The sequence below is a fragment of the Klebsiella sp. PK01 genome, from assembly GCF_057624675.1.
The window spans coordinates 709,869-724,537 of record NZ_JBYEZM010000001.1 but is presented as its reverse complement, the minus strand read 5'-3'; the positions used below and the strand labels follow the sequence as shown (position 1 = coordinate 724,537).

At 54.2% G+C, this 14,669-nt stretch carries 15 protein-coding genes and 3 tRNA genes; 8 read left to right on the top strand and 10 right to left on the bottom strand.

All coding sequences use genetic code 11. From position 1 onward, the window contains the following. Nucleotides 1-151: 151 nt before the first annotated feature. The 3 genes from AC22LX_RS03535 (at nucleotide 152) to AC22LX_RS03525 (ending at nucleotide 3,395) form a co-directional block, all read left to right on the top strand. Nucleotides 152-1,801: an OFA family MFS transporter gene (locus AC22LX_RS03535; protein WP_045392522.1), complete on the top strand. Its 1,650-nt coding sequence runs from the start codon at nucleotides 152-154 to the stop codon at nucleotides 1,799-1,801. 148 nt (nucleotides 1,802-1,949) lie between these two features. Continuing rightward, entirely contained in the window at nucleotides 1,950-2,585 is a 636-nt protein-coding gene (locus AC22LX_RS03530) for a carbonic anhydrase (RefSeq protein ID WP_015366898.1), read from the top strand. Between the two features lie 111 nt (nucleotides 2,586-2,696). Then, entirely contained in the window at nucleotides 2,697-3,395 is a 699-nt protein-coding gene (locus tag AC22LX_RS03525) for a carboxymuconolactone decarboxylase family protein (RefSeq protein WP_264673709.1), read from the top strand. A 156-nt stretch (nucleotides 3,396-3,551) separates the two neighbouring features. Here AC22LX_RS03525 and AC22LX_RS03520 read toward each other — a convergent pair whose 3' ends face one another. The 3 genes from AC22LX_RS03520 to AC22LX_RS03510 form a co-directional block, all read right to left on the bottom strand. Then, nucleotides 3,552-3,761 (bottom strand): YdgH/BhsA/McbA-like domain containing protein, encoded by a 210-nt coding sequence (locus AC22LX_RS03520; protein ID WP_015366896.1) that lies wholly within the window; start codon nucleotides 3,759-3,761, stop codon nucleotides 3,552-3,554. A 493-nt stretch (nucleotides 3,762-4,254) separates the two neighbouring features. Further along, on the bottom strand, nucleotides 4,255-4,608 hold the full coding sequence (locus AC22LX_RS03515; RefSeq protein WP_045392516.1) for an antibiotic biosynthesis monooxygenase family protein: 354 nt from the start codon (nucleotides 4,606-4,608) through the stop codon (nucleotides 4,255-4,257). Nucleotides 4,609-4,629: 21 nt separating this feature from the next. Further along, entirely contained in the window at nucleotides 4,630-5,316 is a 687-nt protein-coding gene (locus AC22LX_RS03510; protein WP_045392513.1) for a B3/B4 domain-containing protein, read from the bottom strand. 43 nt (nucleotides 5,317-5,359) lie between these two features. On the opposite strand from AC22LX_RS03510, the gene AC22LX_RS03505 reads away from it, so the two are divergent. After that, on the top strand, nucleotides 5,360-5,962 hold the full coding sequence (locus tag AC22LX_RS03505; RefSeq protein WP_045392510.1) for a cupin domain-containing protein: 603 nt from the start codon (nucleotides 5,360-5,362) through the stop codon (nucleotides 5,960-5,962). Nucleotides 5,963-6,063: 101 nt separating this feature from the next. Next, nucleotides 6,064-6,381, top strand: coding sequence for a putative quinol monooxygenase (locus tag AC22LX_RS03500; RefSeq protein WP_045392507.1), 318 nt, complete (start codon nucleotides 6,064-6,066; stop codon nucleotides 6,379-6,381). 53 nt (nucleotides 6,382-6,434) lie between these two features. Here AC22LX_RS03500 and AC22LX_RS03495 read toward each other — a convergent pair. The 3 genes from AC22LX_RS03495 to AC22LX_RS03485 all read right to left on the bottom strand — a co-directional run bounded on the left by AC22LX_RS03495 (nucleotide 6,435) and on the right by AC22LX_RS03485 (nucleotide 6,671). Next, nucleotides 6,435-6,511 (bottom strand) — tRNA-Val (locus AC22LX_RS03495). Nucleotides 6,512-6,514: 3 nt separating this feature from the next. Beyond that, nucleotides 6,515-6,591: transfer RNA gene (locus AC22LX_RS03490), tRNA-Val, on the bottom strand. A gap of 3 nt (nucleotides 6,592-6,594) precedes the next feature. Beyond that, nucleotides 6,595-6,671, bottom strand: a tRNA-Val gene (locus AC22LX_RS03485). A 249-nt stretch (nucleotides 6,672-6,920) separates the two neighbouring features. On the opposite strand from AC22LX_RS03485, the gene AC22LX_RS03480 reads away from it, so the two are divergent. Next, nucleotides 6,921-7,490, top strand: coding sequence for an LOG family protein (locus tag AC22LX_RS03480; protein ID WP_045392504.1), 570 nt, complete (start codon nucleotides 6,921-6,923; stop codon nucleotides 7,488-7,490). An 85-nt stretch (nucleotides 7,491-7,575) separates the two neighbouring features. On the opposite strand, the gene mdtK is transcribed toward AC22LX_RS03480, so the two are convergent. Continuing rightward, entirely contained in the window at nucleotides 7,576-8,949 is a 1,374-nt protein-coding gene (gene mdtK, locus AC22LX_RS03475; protein ID WP_015366890.1) for an MdtK family multidrug efflux MATE transporter, read from the bottom strand. A 230-nt stretch (nucleotides 8,950-9,179) separates the two neighbouring features. Here mdtK and AC22LX_RS03470 point away from each other — a divergent pair, with 230 nt between their 5' ends. After that, on the top strand, nucleotides 9,180-9,815 hold the full coding sequence (locus tag AC22LX_RS03470) for a riboflavin synthase (RefSeq protein ID WP_015366888.1): 636 nt from the start codon (nucleotides 9,180-9,182) through the stop codon (nucleotides 9,813-9,815). Between the two features lie 52 nt (nucleotides 9,816-9,867). On the opposite strand, the gene cfa is transcribed toward AC22LX_RS03470, so the two are convergent. Beyond that, the gene (gene cfa, locus AC22LX_RS03465; RefSeq protein ID WP_045392498.1) at nucleotides 9,868-11,016 is read right to left on the bottom strand and encodes a cyclopropane fatty acyl phospholipid synthase; all 1,149 of its coding nucleotides are present in this window, start codon (nucleotides 11,014-11,016) and stop codon (nucleotides 9,868-9,870) included. A 298-nt stretch (nucleotides 11,017-11,314) separates the two neighbouring features. Continuing rightward, nucleotides 11,315-12,499 carry a purine nucleoside transporter PunC gene (punC, locus tag AC22LX_RS03460; protein WP_045392495.1) on the bottom strand — a complete coding sequence of 395 codons (1,185 nt, stop codon included), beginning with the start codon at nucleotides 12,497-12,499 and terminating at the stop codon, nucleotides 11,315-11,317. A gap of 112 nt (nucleotides 12,500-12,611) precedes the next feature. Between punC and punR the strand changes: the two genes are divergently transcribed. After that, nucleotides 12,612-13,523, top strand: a complete 912-nt coding sequence (punR, locus tag AC22LX_RS03455) for a DNA-binding transcriptional activator PunR (RefSeq protein ID WP_015366885.1) — start codon at nucleotides 12,612-12,614, stop codon at nucleotides 13,521-13,523. A 20-nt stretch (nucleotides 13,524-13,543) separates the two neighbouring features. Here punR and purR read toward each other — a convergent pair whose 3' ends face one another. Beyond that, nucleotides 13,544-14,569 (bottom strand): HTH-type transcriptional repressor PurR, encoded by a 1,026-nt coding sequence (purR, locus tag AC22LX_RS03450; protein WP_015366884.1) that lies wholly within the window; start codon nucleotides 14,567-14,569, stop codon nucleotides 13,544-13,546. Between the last annotated feature and the right edge of the window lie 100 nt (nucleotides 14,570-14,669).

Sequence of the window (14,669 nt, the reverse complement as noted above, 5' to 3'; positions counted from 1 at the left end):
TCAACTCCTCCCTCATGGCTTATCTGTTCTGCTTGCTCGCTTCAGTCACCATTTTCTGTTCGTTTTTTCAGCAGGTGGCATTGTTCTTGCCTTTACCGTTTGCCATCGGCTGCTGCGATAGCCGGCAAACAAACATGATAAGGACAGGAATATGGTGCAGATAAATGAGAATCTCGCGACTCCGCCCGTTTCATCGTTGAGTCGTTTTTTTGCTAAGCCCCGCATTATTGCTAAACCTGGATTTAACCGCTGGTTGGTCCCACCGGCGGCGCTGGCGGTGCATTTGTGCATTGGTATGGCCTACGGCTTTTCCGTCTACTGGCTGCCAATGTCGCAGCTGATCGGCGGCAGCGCGCCGCTGCAGTGTCCGGTCGATATGTCATTCTGGCAGCAACTGGTTACCCGCCAGTGCGACTGGAAAATTTCCCTGCTTGGCTGGACCTATACGCTGTTCTTCGTTTTTCTCGGCTGCTCCGCGGCGCTCTGGGGGAGCTGGCTGGAGAAGGTTGGCCCGCGTCTGGTGAGTTTCGTTGCAACCCTTTGCTGGTGTGGCGGCCTGCTGCTGGCGAGCGCGGCAATCTATTTTCATCAGCTGTGGCTACTGTGGTTGGGCGCCGGTGTGATTGGCGGCATTGGCCTGGGGCTTGGCTATATTTCGCCGGTCTCAACGCTGTTGCGCTGGTTTCCCGATAAGCGGGGGATGGCCGCGGGAATGGCGATCATGGGCTTCGGCGGCGGGGCGCTGGTGGGTGCACCGCTGGCGAATTGGCTGATTAATTTTTTCGCCGATGGTCAGGAAAGTGGGGTATGGCAGAGCATTCTGGCGCTGGCGGTGATTTATGCGCTGTTTATGCTCTGTGGGACATTCGGCTATCGCCTGCCGCCGATGGGCTGGCATCCGCGCGGCGCGAAAGCGCAGCAAGTCATCGGCAAACAGCCAACCATTCAGGTTCACGTCAGCGTCGCGTGGCGCACCCCGCAATTCTGGCTGCTGTGGCTGGTGCTGTGGCTCAACGTTACCGCCGGGATCGGCATTCTCGGCATGGCCTCGCCGATGCTGCAGGAGATTTTTGCCGGTAAGTTACTATCGCTGGATCTGGGCTGGCAGGAACTTAATACAGAACAGCTGAAGCGTATCGCGACGATGGCGGCGGGATTTACCGGCCTGCTCAGCCTGTTTAATATTCTGGGGCGCTTTTTCTGGGCTTCTGTTTCCGATATGTGCGGTAGGAAGGTCACCTTCGCGCTGATCTTCTTTCTGGGAACCCTACTTTACGGCACGCTGCCGCTCATTAACCACGGCGGCTACGTGGCGTTTTTTGTCTGTGCGCTTTGCGTGATTATCTCTATGTACGGCGGCGGGTTCGCGACCATCCCGGCGTATCTCGCCGATGTATTTGGCTCACAAATGGTTGGCGCGATCCATGGCCGTCTGCTGACTGCCTGGTCGGCGGCGGGGATCAGCGGCCCGGTGCTGGTCAACTATTTGCGCGAGTACCAGCTGGCGCAAGGCGTGGAACCCGCGAGAATTTATGACATCACGCTGCTGGCGTTGACCGGGTTGCTTATCATCGGCTTTATTTGTAATCAGCTGGTTCGGCCGATTTCGCAGAAATATGCCATGACCGCGGAGCAACAGCAGCAGGCGAGGGGCCTGTATACTATCAATAAAGACGCGCAGCTGAGCTGGGAACCGACGCCCGCGCCGCTGCTGCTGACGCTAAGCTGGCTGGCGGTCGGCATACCCTTGCTGTGGGGGATGGGCACCACCTTGCAACAAGCGGTGAAGTTCTTTATGTAGACCCACAGAGGCAAGCGCCCAAAGGAGAGGTTGGGTGCTTATTGCGCAGCTATTATCAATAACGATTCCCATTCTGCGCTTCGGTGATACACTAGCTAAATGTGATCTTTGTCATATCGTAATTACTACAGAGAAAAGAGACACTGCTATGCAACATATCATTGAGGGCTTCCTCAACTTCCAGAAAGAGATTTTCCCGCAACGCAAAGAGCTCTTCCGCAGCCTGGCGTCGAGCCAGAATCCTAAAGCGTTGTTCATCTCTTGTTCCGATAGCCGCCTGGTTCCGGAACTGGTTACCCAGCAGGAACCTGGGCAGCTGTTCGTTATTCGTAATGCCGGTAATATTGTGCCCTCATTTGGACCGGAGCCGGGCGGCGTGTCTGCCACCATTGAATATGCCGTTGTCGCCCTTGGCGTGACGGATATTGTTATCTGCGGTCACTCCAACTGCGGCGCGATGAAAGCCATCGCCACCTGCCAATGTCTGGAACCAATGCCTGCCGTTTCCCACTGGTTGCGCTACTCCGACGCGGCGAAAGCGGTGGTTGAGAAGAAAACCTGGGCCAGTGAAACCGATAAAGTGAACGGTATGGTGCAGGAAAACGTCATTGCCCAGTTGAACAACATTAAAACGCATCCATCGGTCGCGGTTGGCCTGCGTGACAAAACCCTGCGTCTGCACGGCTGGTTCTATGATATCGAAAGCGGCGATATTCGCGCGCTGGATAAAGACACCAAAACCTTCGTTTCACTGTCGGAAAACCCGGAAGTCTACTTCGAATAATATCCCCCCAGGGCAAGGAAGCCCTGTGCATCGTAATAGATAATTCATGAGCCCATCTCATAGGTCTGTTCGTTTTTGCCTGGCTAATCAACCCCCTGCCAAGTTTCTATAATCCTCTTCTCCTGTCGATACTTTCCGTTTGGAGAACAAACGATGCAAAACCCATTGAACGCGCGCCAACAGGCACTGATCCCGGTTGGCGCCCTGGCCGCTGAAGGCAATATCGCGGCATTGGCCCCGGCGCTGGAGACCGCGCTTGATATCGGCCTGACAATAAATGAATTAAAAGAGACGCTGGTGCAGTTGTATGCCTACTGCGGCTTTCCGCGGAGCCTGAATGCGCTCTCCTGCCTGATGAGGGTGATAACCGAGCGCCAGGCGCGAGGCGTTATTGATAACGAGGGGGCGACAGCGACCCCGTTACCGGAGAACTGGGATAGCCTGCAGGCCGGTAGCCGTAATCAGACACAACTGGTAGGGCAAACGGTCAGCGGACCGCTATTTGATTTTGCGCCGGCCATTGACTGCTATCTGAAGGCACATCTGTTTGGCGATATTTTCCAGCGTGACGTTCTGGATTGGTCGACGCGCGAGCTGGCGACGATCTCAATGCTGGCAGCGCTATCCGGCGTGGAAAGCCAGCTGAAGAGCCATTACGCGATTAGCCTGCACAACGGCCTGACGGCGCAGCAGCTGCGCGGATTTATTAACGTGTTGGCGACAAAAGTCAGCGCTGGGATAGCGGATAAGGCCTCGGTGGTGCTGGAACAAGTGGTTATTGAGCAGCAGCAGGATGGAAAAGGCGTTTAATGGCTGCGGTCTCTTCCAGCCGGTTGAATCATTGGCGGAGAGTACATCTCATTAATGGTTGGAAGAGGTGAACGACGGAGGGGACAACAACATTGTCTTCGCTAAAAAGCAGCGCGGCGCGCCAGAGAGAATGTCTGACGCGCCATGCTCGCACTATTATTTGCTCAGTTCGGCAGTCATATAGACGCGGTTATTGAACTGGGCGCTGGTGATTTTATAAGACGCGCCTTGCTCTGCAGCCTGCGCGGCAATTTTCGCTTCCGCACGGTCGAGGGTCGAAGCGGTTGCCGTCACGCTCTGCGCGAAAGCACCGAATGACATCAGGGACAGAACGGTAACAGCAGCAAAAGTTTTGATGGATTTCATGGTCATATTCCTTAAATTTTTTGTTTGGGGAGGAGCACTGTTGCTCCGATGTGATAAGAATAGAACCAATGCCGGTTGTTTAAAATCGAAACAATTTGCGTATCTCATTCAAAATTTATGATCAATATTGGCAGCGAATGTTTATCTGAAACGGAGGCGGGGATGATAGGGCGGGCTGATAGGGTGGCGGCTTTACAAAGCCACACAAATGTTGAAGGAACTTGCCGTAAAGCGTGCTACTCTCTATCTGAAGTTGTTGAATTTACTACGGAATGGTTAACGCCTGAAGGAGAACGCTATGGTAATGACCACGCTATCCCCCTTAGTAGTGACGCGTTGGAGTGAAAGCCCGGCGGTGCAGGAACTACAAGATACCCAATTGCTGCGGCCTTGGGCAAAAGCCACCGCCTGCTGTCGTAGCAAGAAAGCGTGGAAGAGGCGTTATGTCACTCGCCAGAAACAGGCCGAATAAACCGAAACGGTATTTGCCGGTCTATTCCTGGTGTTGCGGTTGATAGCGTAGTGGATACTCCGCAAGTGGATGGGGCAGGTTCATATTATGGCTGCCCTCAATCTCGGCAACGATGGTTTGATAACCGGCAATCCAGCGTTGCCCCTGCGCTTTAGCCTGCTGGTGTTGCAGATGGTTCATCATCATTTCCATAGACTGTCGGTCACGCCAGTAGTAATTATTGATGATTCTGCCGCTGGCGGCATCATGATAGCTCTCCATCCCGATAAACCCTTCTAGCGACCGGGTGTAGCGTTCGATTACGCCGTCCAGTTGATAAAAGTCGTCGTCGTACTCTTTCTTCTGAAAGATAAAACTGGTTAAAAATAGTGACATCGCCTGCTCCTGTGCCTGCCTTTACAGACTGATTAACGTGGACTGGTGACTCAGGCCGGGCATCATCTGCTCCAGTCCCTCGGTAAGCATCCGCCCGGCCTCATGCAGCGCTTCGAGCGGCATTTCCGGCAGGCTTTCCAGAATAAACCACATCTGCGGGTCGCGAGCGCTCAGACGGGTGCGAACTCCCTGTCGCCAGTTCCAGCGGCGGCAGGTAACTCCGCGATCGTCACGCCAAATGACTTCTCCCGGTTCCGCTGATTCAACGGCGGCTAAGCCTTCCTTCATCGTATCAAAAAGCTCAGAACCGTCGGCGATAACCAGACGCGGCGCGCCGCAATAGGCGGCGATGTTCTCACCCCCGACCGGAACGGCATACCGCAGGCTGACGGCATTGTAGAGGTCAACGACCGGGTCAATTGCCGGCATGGCGCCCTCGCGCAGTACGCGTTTACGCAACGCCTCCGCGGAGCAGGGCGTGCGTTTTGGCTTAGCGCCAAACGCTTTGAATACCGTAGACCAAGCCGCGAGATGATCTTCCGCCCAGGCGGGCTGTCCGGCTAATACCGCCTGACAGGCTGTGGCCAGCGCGGCTTCACCGATAGAAGCATCACGTAGCGGCGCAGCGTTGACGGTAATACTCAGCGCCCGAAACCCCGGGGCGATCGCGGCTAACTGTGGGCTAATTGACGGTAATGGGTGAGACATTGCATAATCCTGTAACGACTGATTTAGAGCATAATATCGACCGATGAACGACAAAGTCAATATAACGACCGATAATAGCAACGATCTAAGCCGCATTAATGAGGCGGTATCGCGGCGTATTAAGCAGTTTCGACGCGAAAAGAAGATCTCTCTCGACGAGCTTTCCCGTCGCGCAGGCGTCAGTAAAGGGATGCTGGTGGATATCGAAGGGTGTCGGGCGAATCCCAGTATCGCGTTGTTGTGCAAAATCGCTGCGGCGATGGGGGTGTCGGTGGCGGAGTTTGTCAACGTCGCCAGTGAACCGATGGTCCATCTTATCGACCGTGACGCAATTCCGATATTATGGCGCGGCGAGCAGGGCGGCAGCGCCAGACTGCTGGCCGGCACCAGCGGACCGGATATGCTTGAGCTCTGGCAGTGGCGGATGCTGCCTGGCGAATCGTTCCGTTCGCCGGGGCACCCGGCCGACACCTGGGAACTGCTATACGTGACCGAGGGGCAGCTCACCCTGACGGTGAATAATGACCAATATCAGGTGGCAGAGGGATGTTCTGCGGTAGCGCGTACTGATGCGCCGCATGAATATTGTAATGTTAGCCAGTTGCCCGTCGTCTTTACCATGACGGTGTATGAGAAAGGGCGCTGACGCGGACTCTGGCGTAATTCTGGCTTCACCACTACGCTCAATAATTCACGCCCTGGATAGAGATAGTATCCAGGGGAACGCGGTGAGCCAGAGGAAGCCTTATGAGTGAAGTCAAAATTGTTGCCACGCTGACCCCTTATCCTGAATATATCGATACCATCAGAAATGCGGCATTAGCCATGGTGCCGCCGACGCACAGAGAAGCAGGGTGCCTGCAATACGACCTGCACGAAAGCCGGGAGATCCCTGATGTCAGGCAGCTTTCCCAACAAGGAAAGATCTCATTTGTGTTTATTGAGCGTTGGCGTTCGGAAGACGATCTGAAACAGCACGTTGCGATGCCCTATCATGATGATTTTCTGGCGATACTGGACGGTAAACTGGAGAGTATTCAGGTACAGCGATTGATGGCGTTGTAGATAAAAGCAAGAGGAAAAAAGAGAAGTGCGCACCAAATCAATAATGATTGAAATGGTGCGTCCGAGTGGACTCGAACCACCGACCCCCACCATGTCAAGGTGGTGCTCTAACCAACTGAGCTACGGACGCAAATGGTGCGTTTAATTGGACTCGAACCAACGACCCCCACCATGTCAAGGTGGTGCTCTAACCAACTGAGCTATAAACGCAAATGGTGCGTTCAATTGGACTCGAACCAACGACCCCCACCATGTCAAGGTGGTGCTCTAACCAACTGAGCTATGAACGCAATGTTGTGGTGACAACGGGGACGCATATTAACGGCAGGGAGGCCATGTGGCAAGAGGCAAACGTCACTTTTCTTGCAGAATAGACGCGTTTGCAGAACTTTTATCCATATCGCCCATATTTTACTGATGATAAAGGATATTTCTTCAGCAATATCCCGCTTCGTTGCGTTTTTCTGCCCGGATTGGCAGGGGAGACGCTCACCGACTTTATGCTAGAGTGTACGGCAAATAAACGACGGAGCGCAGTAATGAAAGCAATTGGCATTTTTTGTGGTTCTTCTACCGGGGAAAACCCGATTTATCAGGTTTACGCGCAACAGGTTGGCAAGGCGCTGGCGCAAGCCGGGGTGGAGCTCGTGTATGGCGGCGGCAAAGTGGGACTCATGGGCGCCGTAGCGGACGCGGCATTAGAACACGGCGGGCGGGTCATTGGCGTGATGCCGCGCGGGCTGGTGGAGCGCGAAATTGCGCATAGCGGATTAAGCGAGCTGCATGTCGTTGAGAATATGCATGAGCGTAAAAACAAAATGTCGCTGCTGGCGGACGGCTTCATTGCCATGCCGGGCGGAGCCGGAACGCTGGAAGAAATTTTTGAACAGTGGACCTGGGCGCAGCTCGGTATTCATGAAAAACCCTGTGCTTTTCTGAATGTGAACGGCTATTACAATCCGCTGCAGGCGATGGCGGAAAAAATGGCCGCCGAAGGGTTTATGCACCGCCGCTATGCTGAGATGCTGACTTTTAGCGATGATGTGCAGGAGATTTTGACCGCATTCCACCGCTATGAGCCGCCGCAGCGCAAATGGCTTGCGAAGTAGCGCTATTTTTAAGTCGATTTATTATTTAACGCCAAAAAAAGGGCAAACCGCGTCAACGGCTTGCCCTTTTATATAGCATTTCTGGTTAGCGCGCTGCGCGCTGCAGGATAACGCTGGACGGCTGACGCTGCAGGAAGCGCATGCGCAGCATCATCATGATGGCAGCGGAGGTCAGGCCGATGATAAAGCCGCACCAGAAGCCCGCAGGCCCCATCCGCGGCACCACAATATCGGTCAGCGCCAGCAGATAACCGCTTGGCAGCCCCAGTACCCAGTAAGCGGTGAAGGTAATAAAGAAGATCGACCGCGTATCTTTATAACCGCGCAGAATACCGCTGCCGATCACCTGAATGGAGTCGGAAATCTGATAAATCGCCGCCAGCAGCATCAGCTGTGAGGCCAGTAGCACCACCTCAGGGTTATCGTTGTACAGCAGGGCAATCTGCTTACGCATCAGGATCGTGAAAATCGCGGTGATCATTGCCATGCAGACGCCCACTCCGACGCCGGTACGCGCGGAGGTCTGGGCATCCAGCGTCGAGCCCTGGCCGAGACGAAAGCCAACGCGAATGGTCACCGCCGCCGCCAGCGAGAGCGGAAGAACGAACATCAGCGAACTGAAGTTGAGCGCGATTTGATGCCCTGCGACATCGATAATCCCCAATGGCGAAACCAGCAGCGCCACAACTGCGAACAGCGTGACTTCAAAAAACAGCGCCAGCGCGATTGGCAACCCCAGCTGTACCAGCCGTTTTAATACCGAAAAATCAGGTTTACTAAAACGCTCAGCGCAGCGGATATCGCGCATTGAGCGCGCGCGGCGTACCCAGGTCAGCATGCTGGCAAACATGACCCAGTAGACCGAGGCGGTCGCGACCCCGCAGCCGATACCGCCAAGCTCCGGCATGCCGAAATGACCATAGATAAAAATGTAGTTCACAGGAATGTTGACCAGCAGGCCGATAAAACCCATCACCATTCCGGGTTTGGTTTTTGCCAGCCCTTCGCACTGGTTACGCGCGACCTGGAAAAACAGATATCCCGGCGCTCCCCATAGCAGCGCACGCAGATACCCCACCGCTTTGTCGGCAAGTTGTGGGTCGATGTTGTGCATCGAGCTAATGATATAGCCTGCGTTCCACAGCACCACCATCACCAGTACGGAGACAAAGCCCGCCAGCCAAAAGCCCTGACGTACCTGCTGGGCGATGCGATCGCGGCGGCCGGAGCCATTGAGTTGGGCGATAACCGGCGTTAGCGCCAGCAGCAGACCGTGGCCAAACAGGATGGCAGGTAGCCAGATCGAGGTGCCGATAGCCACGGCGGCCATATCGGTTGCGCTATAGCCGCCGGCCATCACCGTATCGACAAAACCCATCGCCGTCTGGGCGACCTGCGCCAGAATGACCGGGATAGCCAATGCTAATAACTGACGCGCTTCTATAAAGTACTTCTGCACGTGAACACCTTTATATTGTTGTTATTTTGAGACTAAAAAAGCCGCCTTAAATGGCAGCAAGAAGAAAAAACAGGAGGAATTTCCAGTCTATTGTAGCGAGGATTAGCCATTAAGCCAGTGAAAAAATGGTGGGGGCACGATGCGCGCTGGCAACCTGTTTGGTCAACTGTTATTGTTCCGCGTATATATAACGGTAATGATACCGTCACGATTCTCAACAGGAGCAAAGTATGTTTACTGGTATTGTACAGGGGACTGCGAAAGTGGTGTCCATCGATGAGAAACCGAATTTCCGCACCCACGTGGTGGAGCTGCCGGCGCATATGCTCGACGGCCTGGAGACCGGTGCTTCGGTGGCGCACAATGGCTGTTGCCTGACCGTTACCGAAATTGACGGCCCGCGAATCAGCTTTGATTTGATGAAAGAGACGCTGCGGATCACCAACCTTGGCGCTATCCATGAAGGCGATATGGTCAACGTTGAGCGAGCGGCGAAATTCAGTGATGAAATCGGCGGCCATTTGATGTCCGGCCATATTATGACCACCGCCGAAGTCGTTAAAATCCTCACCTCGGAAAACAATCGCCAGATTTGGTTTAAGGTACAGGACCCGGCGCTGATGAAATATATCCTGTATAAAGGTTTCATTGGCGTGGACGGTATTAGCCTGACGGTTGGCGAGGTGACCCCGACTCGTTTCTGCGTGCATCTGATCCCCGAAACGCTGCAGCGTACGACGCTTGGGGTGAAAAAACTCGGCGATAAAGTGAATATCGAAATCGATCCGCAGACTCAGGCGGTGGTGGATACCGTGGAACGCGTGCTGGCGGCAAAAGAAGCGGCGCAAAAAAGCGCGGAAGAATAATTAAAAAAGCCCCCGTAGATGCGTATTTCTGCGGGGGCTTTTTTTAGCGAGTCTAGCGGGCTACGCGCAGGCCGTGTTCAACACCACGCGAGAAGACGACCTGCCAGAGCTGAATATCGCGGGCGCGGAAAGCACCGGCGCAGGCATTCAGATAATAGGTAAACATGCGTTTGAAACGGTCCGAATAGTTATCGGCAATATCCGGCCAACTGGCAAGGAAACGCTCGTACCAGGCCATCAAGGTGGTGTCATAATCGGCACCAAAGTTATGCCAATCTTCCATCACAAAATGCTTCTCGCTGGCATCGGCGATATGGCGTACCGACGGCAGGCAACCGTTAGGGAATATATATTTATTAATCCACGGATCGACGTTGTGATCGGTAATTTTTGAGCCAATGGTGTGCAGCAGAAAACGACCGTTTGGTTTTAAATTACGATCGACAACTTCAAAATAAGTGGCGTAATTTTTAGGCCCTACGTGCTCGAACATCCCGACGGAGACGATGCGGTCAAAACTTTCGTGGAGATCGCGATAGTCCTGCAGCAGAATATTGACATCTAATCCCGCGCAACGCTCTTGCGCCATTTTTTGTTGTTCAGCCGAAATGGTCACGCCGGTCACGCTGACGTTATAGTTTTTGGCCATGTAATAGGCCAACCCACCCCAACCGCAACCGATATCCAGCACTTTCATTCCCGGCTCAAGCTGCAGTTTGCGACAAATAAGATCTAATTTATCCTGCTGCGCCTGCTCCAGATTTTCGGCCTCTTTCCAGTATCCGCAGGAATATTGCATATAGGGATCGAGCATGCGGTGGAAAAGGTCGTTGCCTAAATCGTAGTGTTCTTTACCAACAATCCAGGCGCGTTTTTTGCTTTGCAGATTGAACAGACGAGCGCCAGCGATACGAAGCGTATCTTTGAAGTGGCGGGGGAGTTGCTTATCCAGCCCGGCGCGCAATACCTTGTGAAAGAATATATCCAGGCGTTCGCATTCCCACCAGCCGTCCATATAGCTTTCGCCTAATCCGAGAGACCCTTCCTGTAACACGCGTTTAAAAAAGAGCGGGTTTTTTACCCGGATATCGGAGGGTGCGGAACCATTGATTTCAATTCCGGCACGGCCCAATAATTCAGCTGCAATCCGGTACCAATCATCGTTTGGTACACTTACTTCTTCTATACACGATGAACTCATAGCTTCTCCATCACGCCCAAGTGATCAGAACCTTAAAACAGCGTAGACGCTTTTTTGGCTTTGTGAGAAATCTCACGAAAAAATCGTGAGGGTGCTATCCGACGTAGAACAGAGGAAGGGAGATAACCCTTGCCGAAAGGCCTTCCATGGTTAAACGGGCTGCGTCCTGCCCCCGTTAATATCTAAAAAACTTTCTATTTATGTGATGCCGGATCCAGTATAGGCCGCTAAAAACCGCCTTTCAATAAAAATATATTAGCAGGCTAATGACTGGTCCGGGATATCCTTTAAAAATTCATCAAGCGTGAGATGATTCGCTCACTAACTGTACGCGTCGTTGCTGCATCCAGAAACCGATGCCTGCCAGGACGATGGAAATCAGCATCACGCTGGTGGTGGTCAGAAGCGGAGTGGCGATAAGGCTTGAGACCAGCAGGCTTGCCAGGAAGCACAGGCCAAGCTGCAGCGTATTCTGCAGGGCGGCGGCGCGGCCGGTCGCCTGTGGAAAAGGTTTCAGCGCCTGGGCGACAACGATAGGGTAAATGCCGCCATTCACAATCGCCATGATGCAAAACGGAACCATTAACGCAACCAGCGACGGATGATCCTGTATTCCGGCAAGCCAGGTCGCGGCTACGCTCAGCGAAAAAACAACCAGCAGCCAGGGCAGCATCTGATGACCCTGCCATTTTTGCAGCGCCGCACGGCAGCCGTAACCGCCGATCAGGAAGGCGATAGTTTGCGGCACGTAGCTAAGACCAATTACCGTCGGACCATAGCCCATTTCATGGAGGATAAATGGCGAACCGGTGAGCCAGGCGAAGAAGCTGGCGGAACACGCCGCATAAATGAGCACGTTACCGCTATATTCACGTGAACGCAGCAGGGACATAAAGGTAATTTTCTGCTGGGTTTCGCCAGCAGGTTTGACGACCGCCTTCAGACGAAAAGCCGGCAGCATCAACAGTATGGTGATAGCGAACAGGGTGGCGAAGATAGCCTGCCATTCCAGATGGACTAACAGCCAGCTGCCGAGTAACGGCGCCAGCGCCGGAGAGAGCCCGACCAGTGGCATGATCGTCGCGAAAATGCGGTTGGTGCGCTGGGCCGGATAGTAGTCGGTCACCATCGCCTGCCAGGTCACCGCGGCGGCGCATACGCCAATCGCCTGGACAAAACGCAGTACCAGCATCAGCGTCGCATCGCGTACCCACAGCATCCCAAGGCAGCCAAGAGCGAAGATAGCCAGCCCGGCGAGCAGAATCGGTTTCCGACCATAGCGGTCCGACAGCGGCCCCCAGAACAGCTGGCCGATCGCGAAGCCCGCGAGGAATAAGCTCAAGCTGGCGCTAACCGATGCGGCAGAGGTGTTGAGGTCTTGCTGAATGGCGGCAAAGGCCGGTAGATACATGTCGGTGGCCAGAAAGCCAAGCACGCTCAGGCCGCCCAGCCACACTAAAAATCCTTTCCCAGGTTGTTGCATAACGTTCTCTTTCTACTGATGCAGGTACGATGCCGCAGAGTGTAGGGAGTGTAATCCGCCTTGTGAAACGCTATTATTTGTCACATGCATTCAAAAATTTTGCAGGCAGAATATGTGGTCTGAATATTCCTTAGAAGTGGTTGATGCTGTGGCGCGTAACGGGAGTTTCAGCGCCGCGGCGCAGGAGTTGCACCGCGTACCTTCGGCGGTGAGCTATACGGTGCGACAACTGGAGGAGTGGCTTGCGGTTCCGCTTTTTGAACGTCGCCATCGTGATGTTGAATTGACCCCCGCCGGGCACTGGTTTTTGCAGGAAGGACGTTCTGTTATCAAAAAAATGCAGATCACCCGCCAGCAGTGCCAGCAGATTGCTAACGGCTGGCGTGGCCAGCTGTCGATTGCGGTGGACGATATCGTTAAACCGGCGCGGATGCGCCAGATGATTGTTGATTTTTATCGCCATTTTAGCGATGTCGAACTGATCGTTTTTCAGGAAGTTTTCAACGGCGTCTGGGATGCGTTAGCCGATGGGCGGGTAGAATTAGCTATTGGCGCGACGCGTTCGATTCCGGTGGGCGGGCGTTACGCTTTCCGCGATATGGGGATGCTGAACTGGCATTGTGTCGTCGCCAGCAGCCATCCGCTGGCGCAGATGGAAGGGCCGCTCAGCGATGACGTGTTGCGCAACTGGCCGTCACTGGTGCGCGAAGATACCTCACGCTCGCTGCCGAAGCGCACAACCTGGCTGCTGGATAACCAGAAGCGGGTGGTGGTGCCGGATTGGGAATCTTCAGCCACCTGTCTTTCAGCAGGATTGTGCGTCGGGATGGTGCCAGGCCACTTTGCCCGCCCGCATATTGATAGCGGGGAGTGGACGGCCTTAACGCTGGAAAACCCATTCCCGGATGCCGCCTGCTGCCTGACCTGGCAACAAAGCGATGCCTCACCCGCTTTGAGCTGGCTACTTGACTATCTTGGCGACAGCGAAACGTTGAATCGGGAGTGGTTGCGGGCGCCGGAATAACCGGCGCCGGGGGGAGGGCGTTAGCGGCGATAATCGACGAACGGGCCGTCGGCAACCGAGCGGCGCTCGATAAGACGCGGATGTACCTCAATGGACTGCGACTCTTCACGTTTATTAACAATGCGATCGAGCAGCATATTGAATGCCGCTTCCCCGAGCGAGTCCTTTGGCTGATGTATAGTGGTCAGCGCCGGGCTGAAGTAGCGGGCGTTACGCACGTTATCATAGCCGATCAGCGAAATGTCCTGCGGTACGCGCAGGCCCATTTCGTCGGCGGCGCAGATAGCGCCCATCGCCATGATGTCGCCGCCGCAGAACACGGCGGTTGGGCGGTGCTGCTGATTGAGGATCTGCTGCATGGCGCGGTAGCCGGATTCCGGTTCAAAGTCGCCCTGAACAATCCAGTTTTCCGGCACATTGATATGCGCTTCTTTCATTGCCTGCATGAAGCCTGCCAGGCGTCCGGCACCGGTGTTACGCTCAAGCGGGCCCGGAATAACGCCAATTTCACGATGGCCGCGTTCAATCAGGTAACGGCCGGCGATATAGCCGCCTTCAAAGGCATTATCGATAACCGAGTCGGTAAAGTCCGCTTTGGCTTCACCCCAGTCCATCACCACCATCGGGATATGACGATACTCTTCGAGCATACTGAGTACGGACTCCGGGTACTCGGAACACATCACCAGCAGGCCGTCAACGCGCTTTTGCGCCATCATAGACAAGTAGGCGCGCTGTTTTTCCGGATCGTTCCAGGCGTTGCCCAGAATCAGGGTATAGCCTTTCTGGAAGCAGCTTTTTTCTACGGATTCGATAATTTCAGCGAAATAGGCCGCTTCGCTGCTGGTGGCCAGCAGACCGATCGATTTAGTGTGATTGACTTTCAGGCTGCGAGCCACGGCGCTTGGCGAATAGTGGAGTTCTTTAATTGCCGCCCACACCGCATTGCGCGTCTCTTCCGCCACGAAACGGGTTTTGTTAATCACATGTGATACAGTTGTAGTGGAAACGTTTGCGCGTTTCGCTACATCTTTAATAGTTGCCATTACTTCTCACTCCAGACCTTGACCTGATCGTCTGATTATCGATACGTAAACGTTTGCCTATACACACCCTGTATACAATGATCAACATTGCAACACCTGG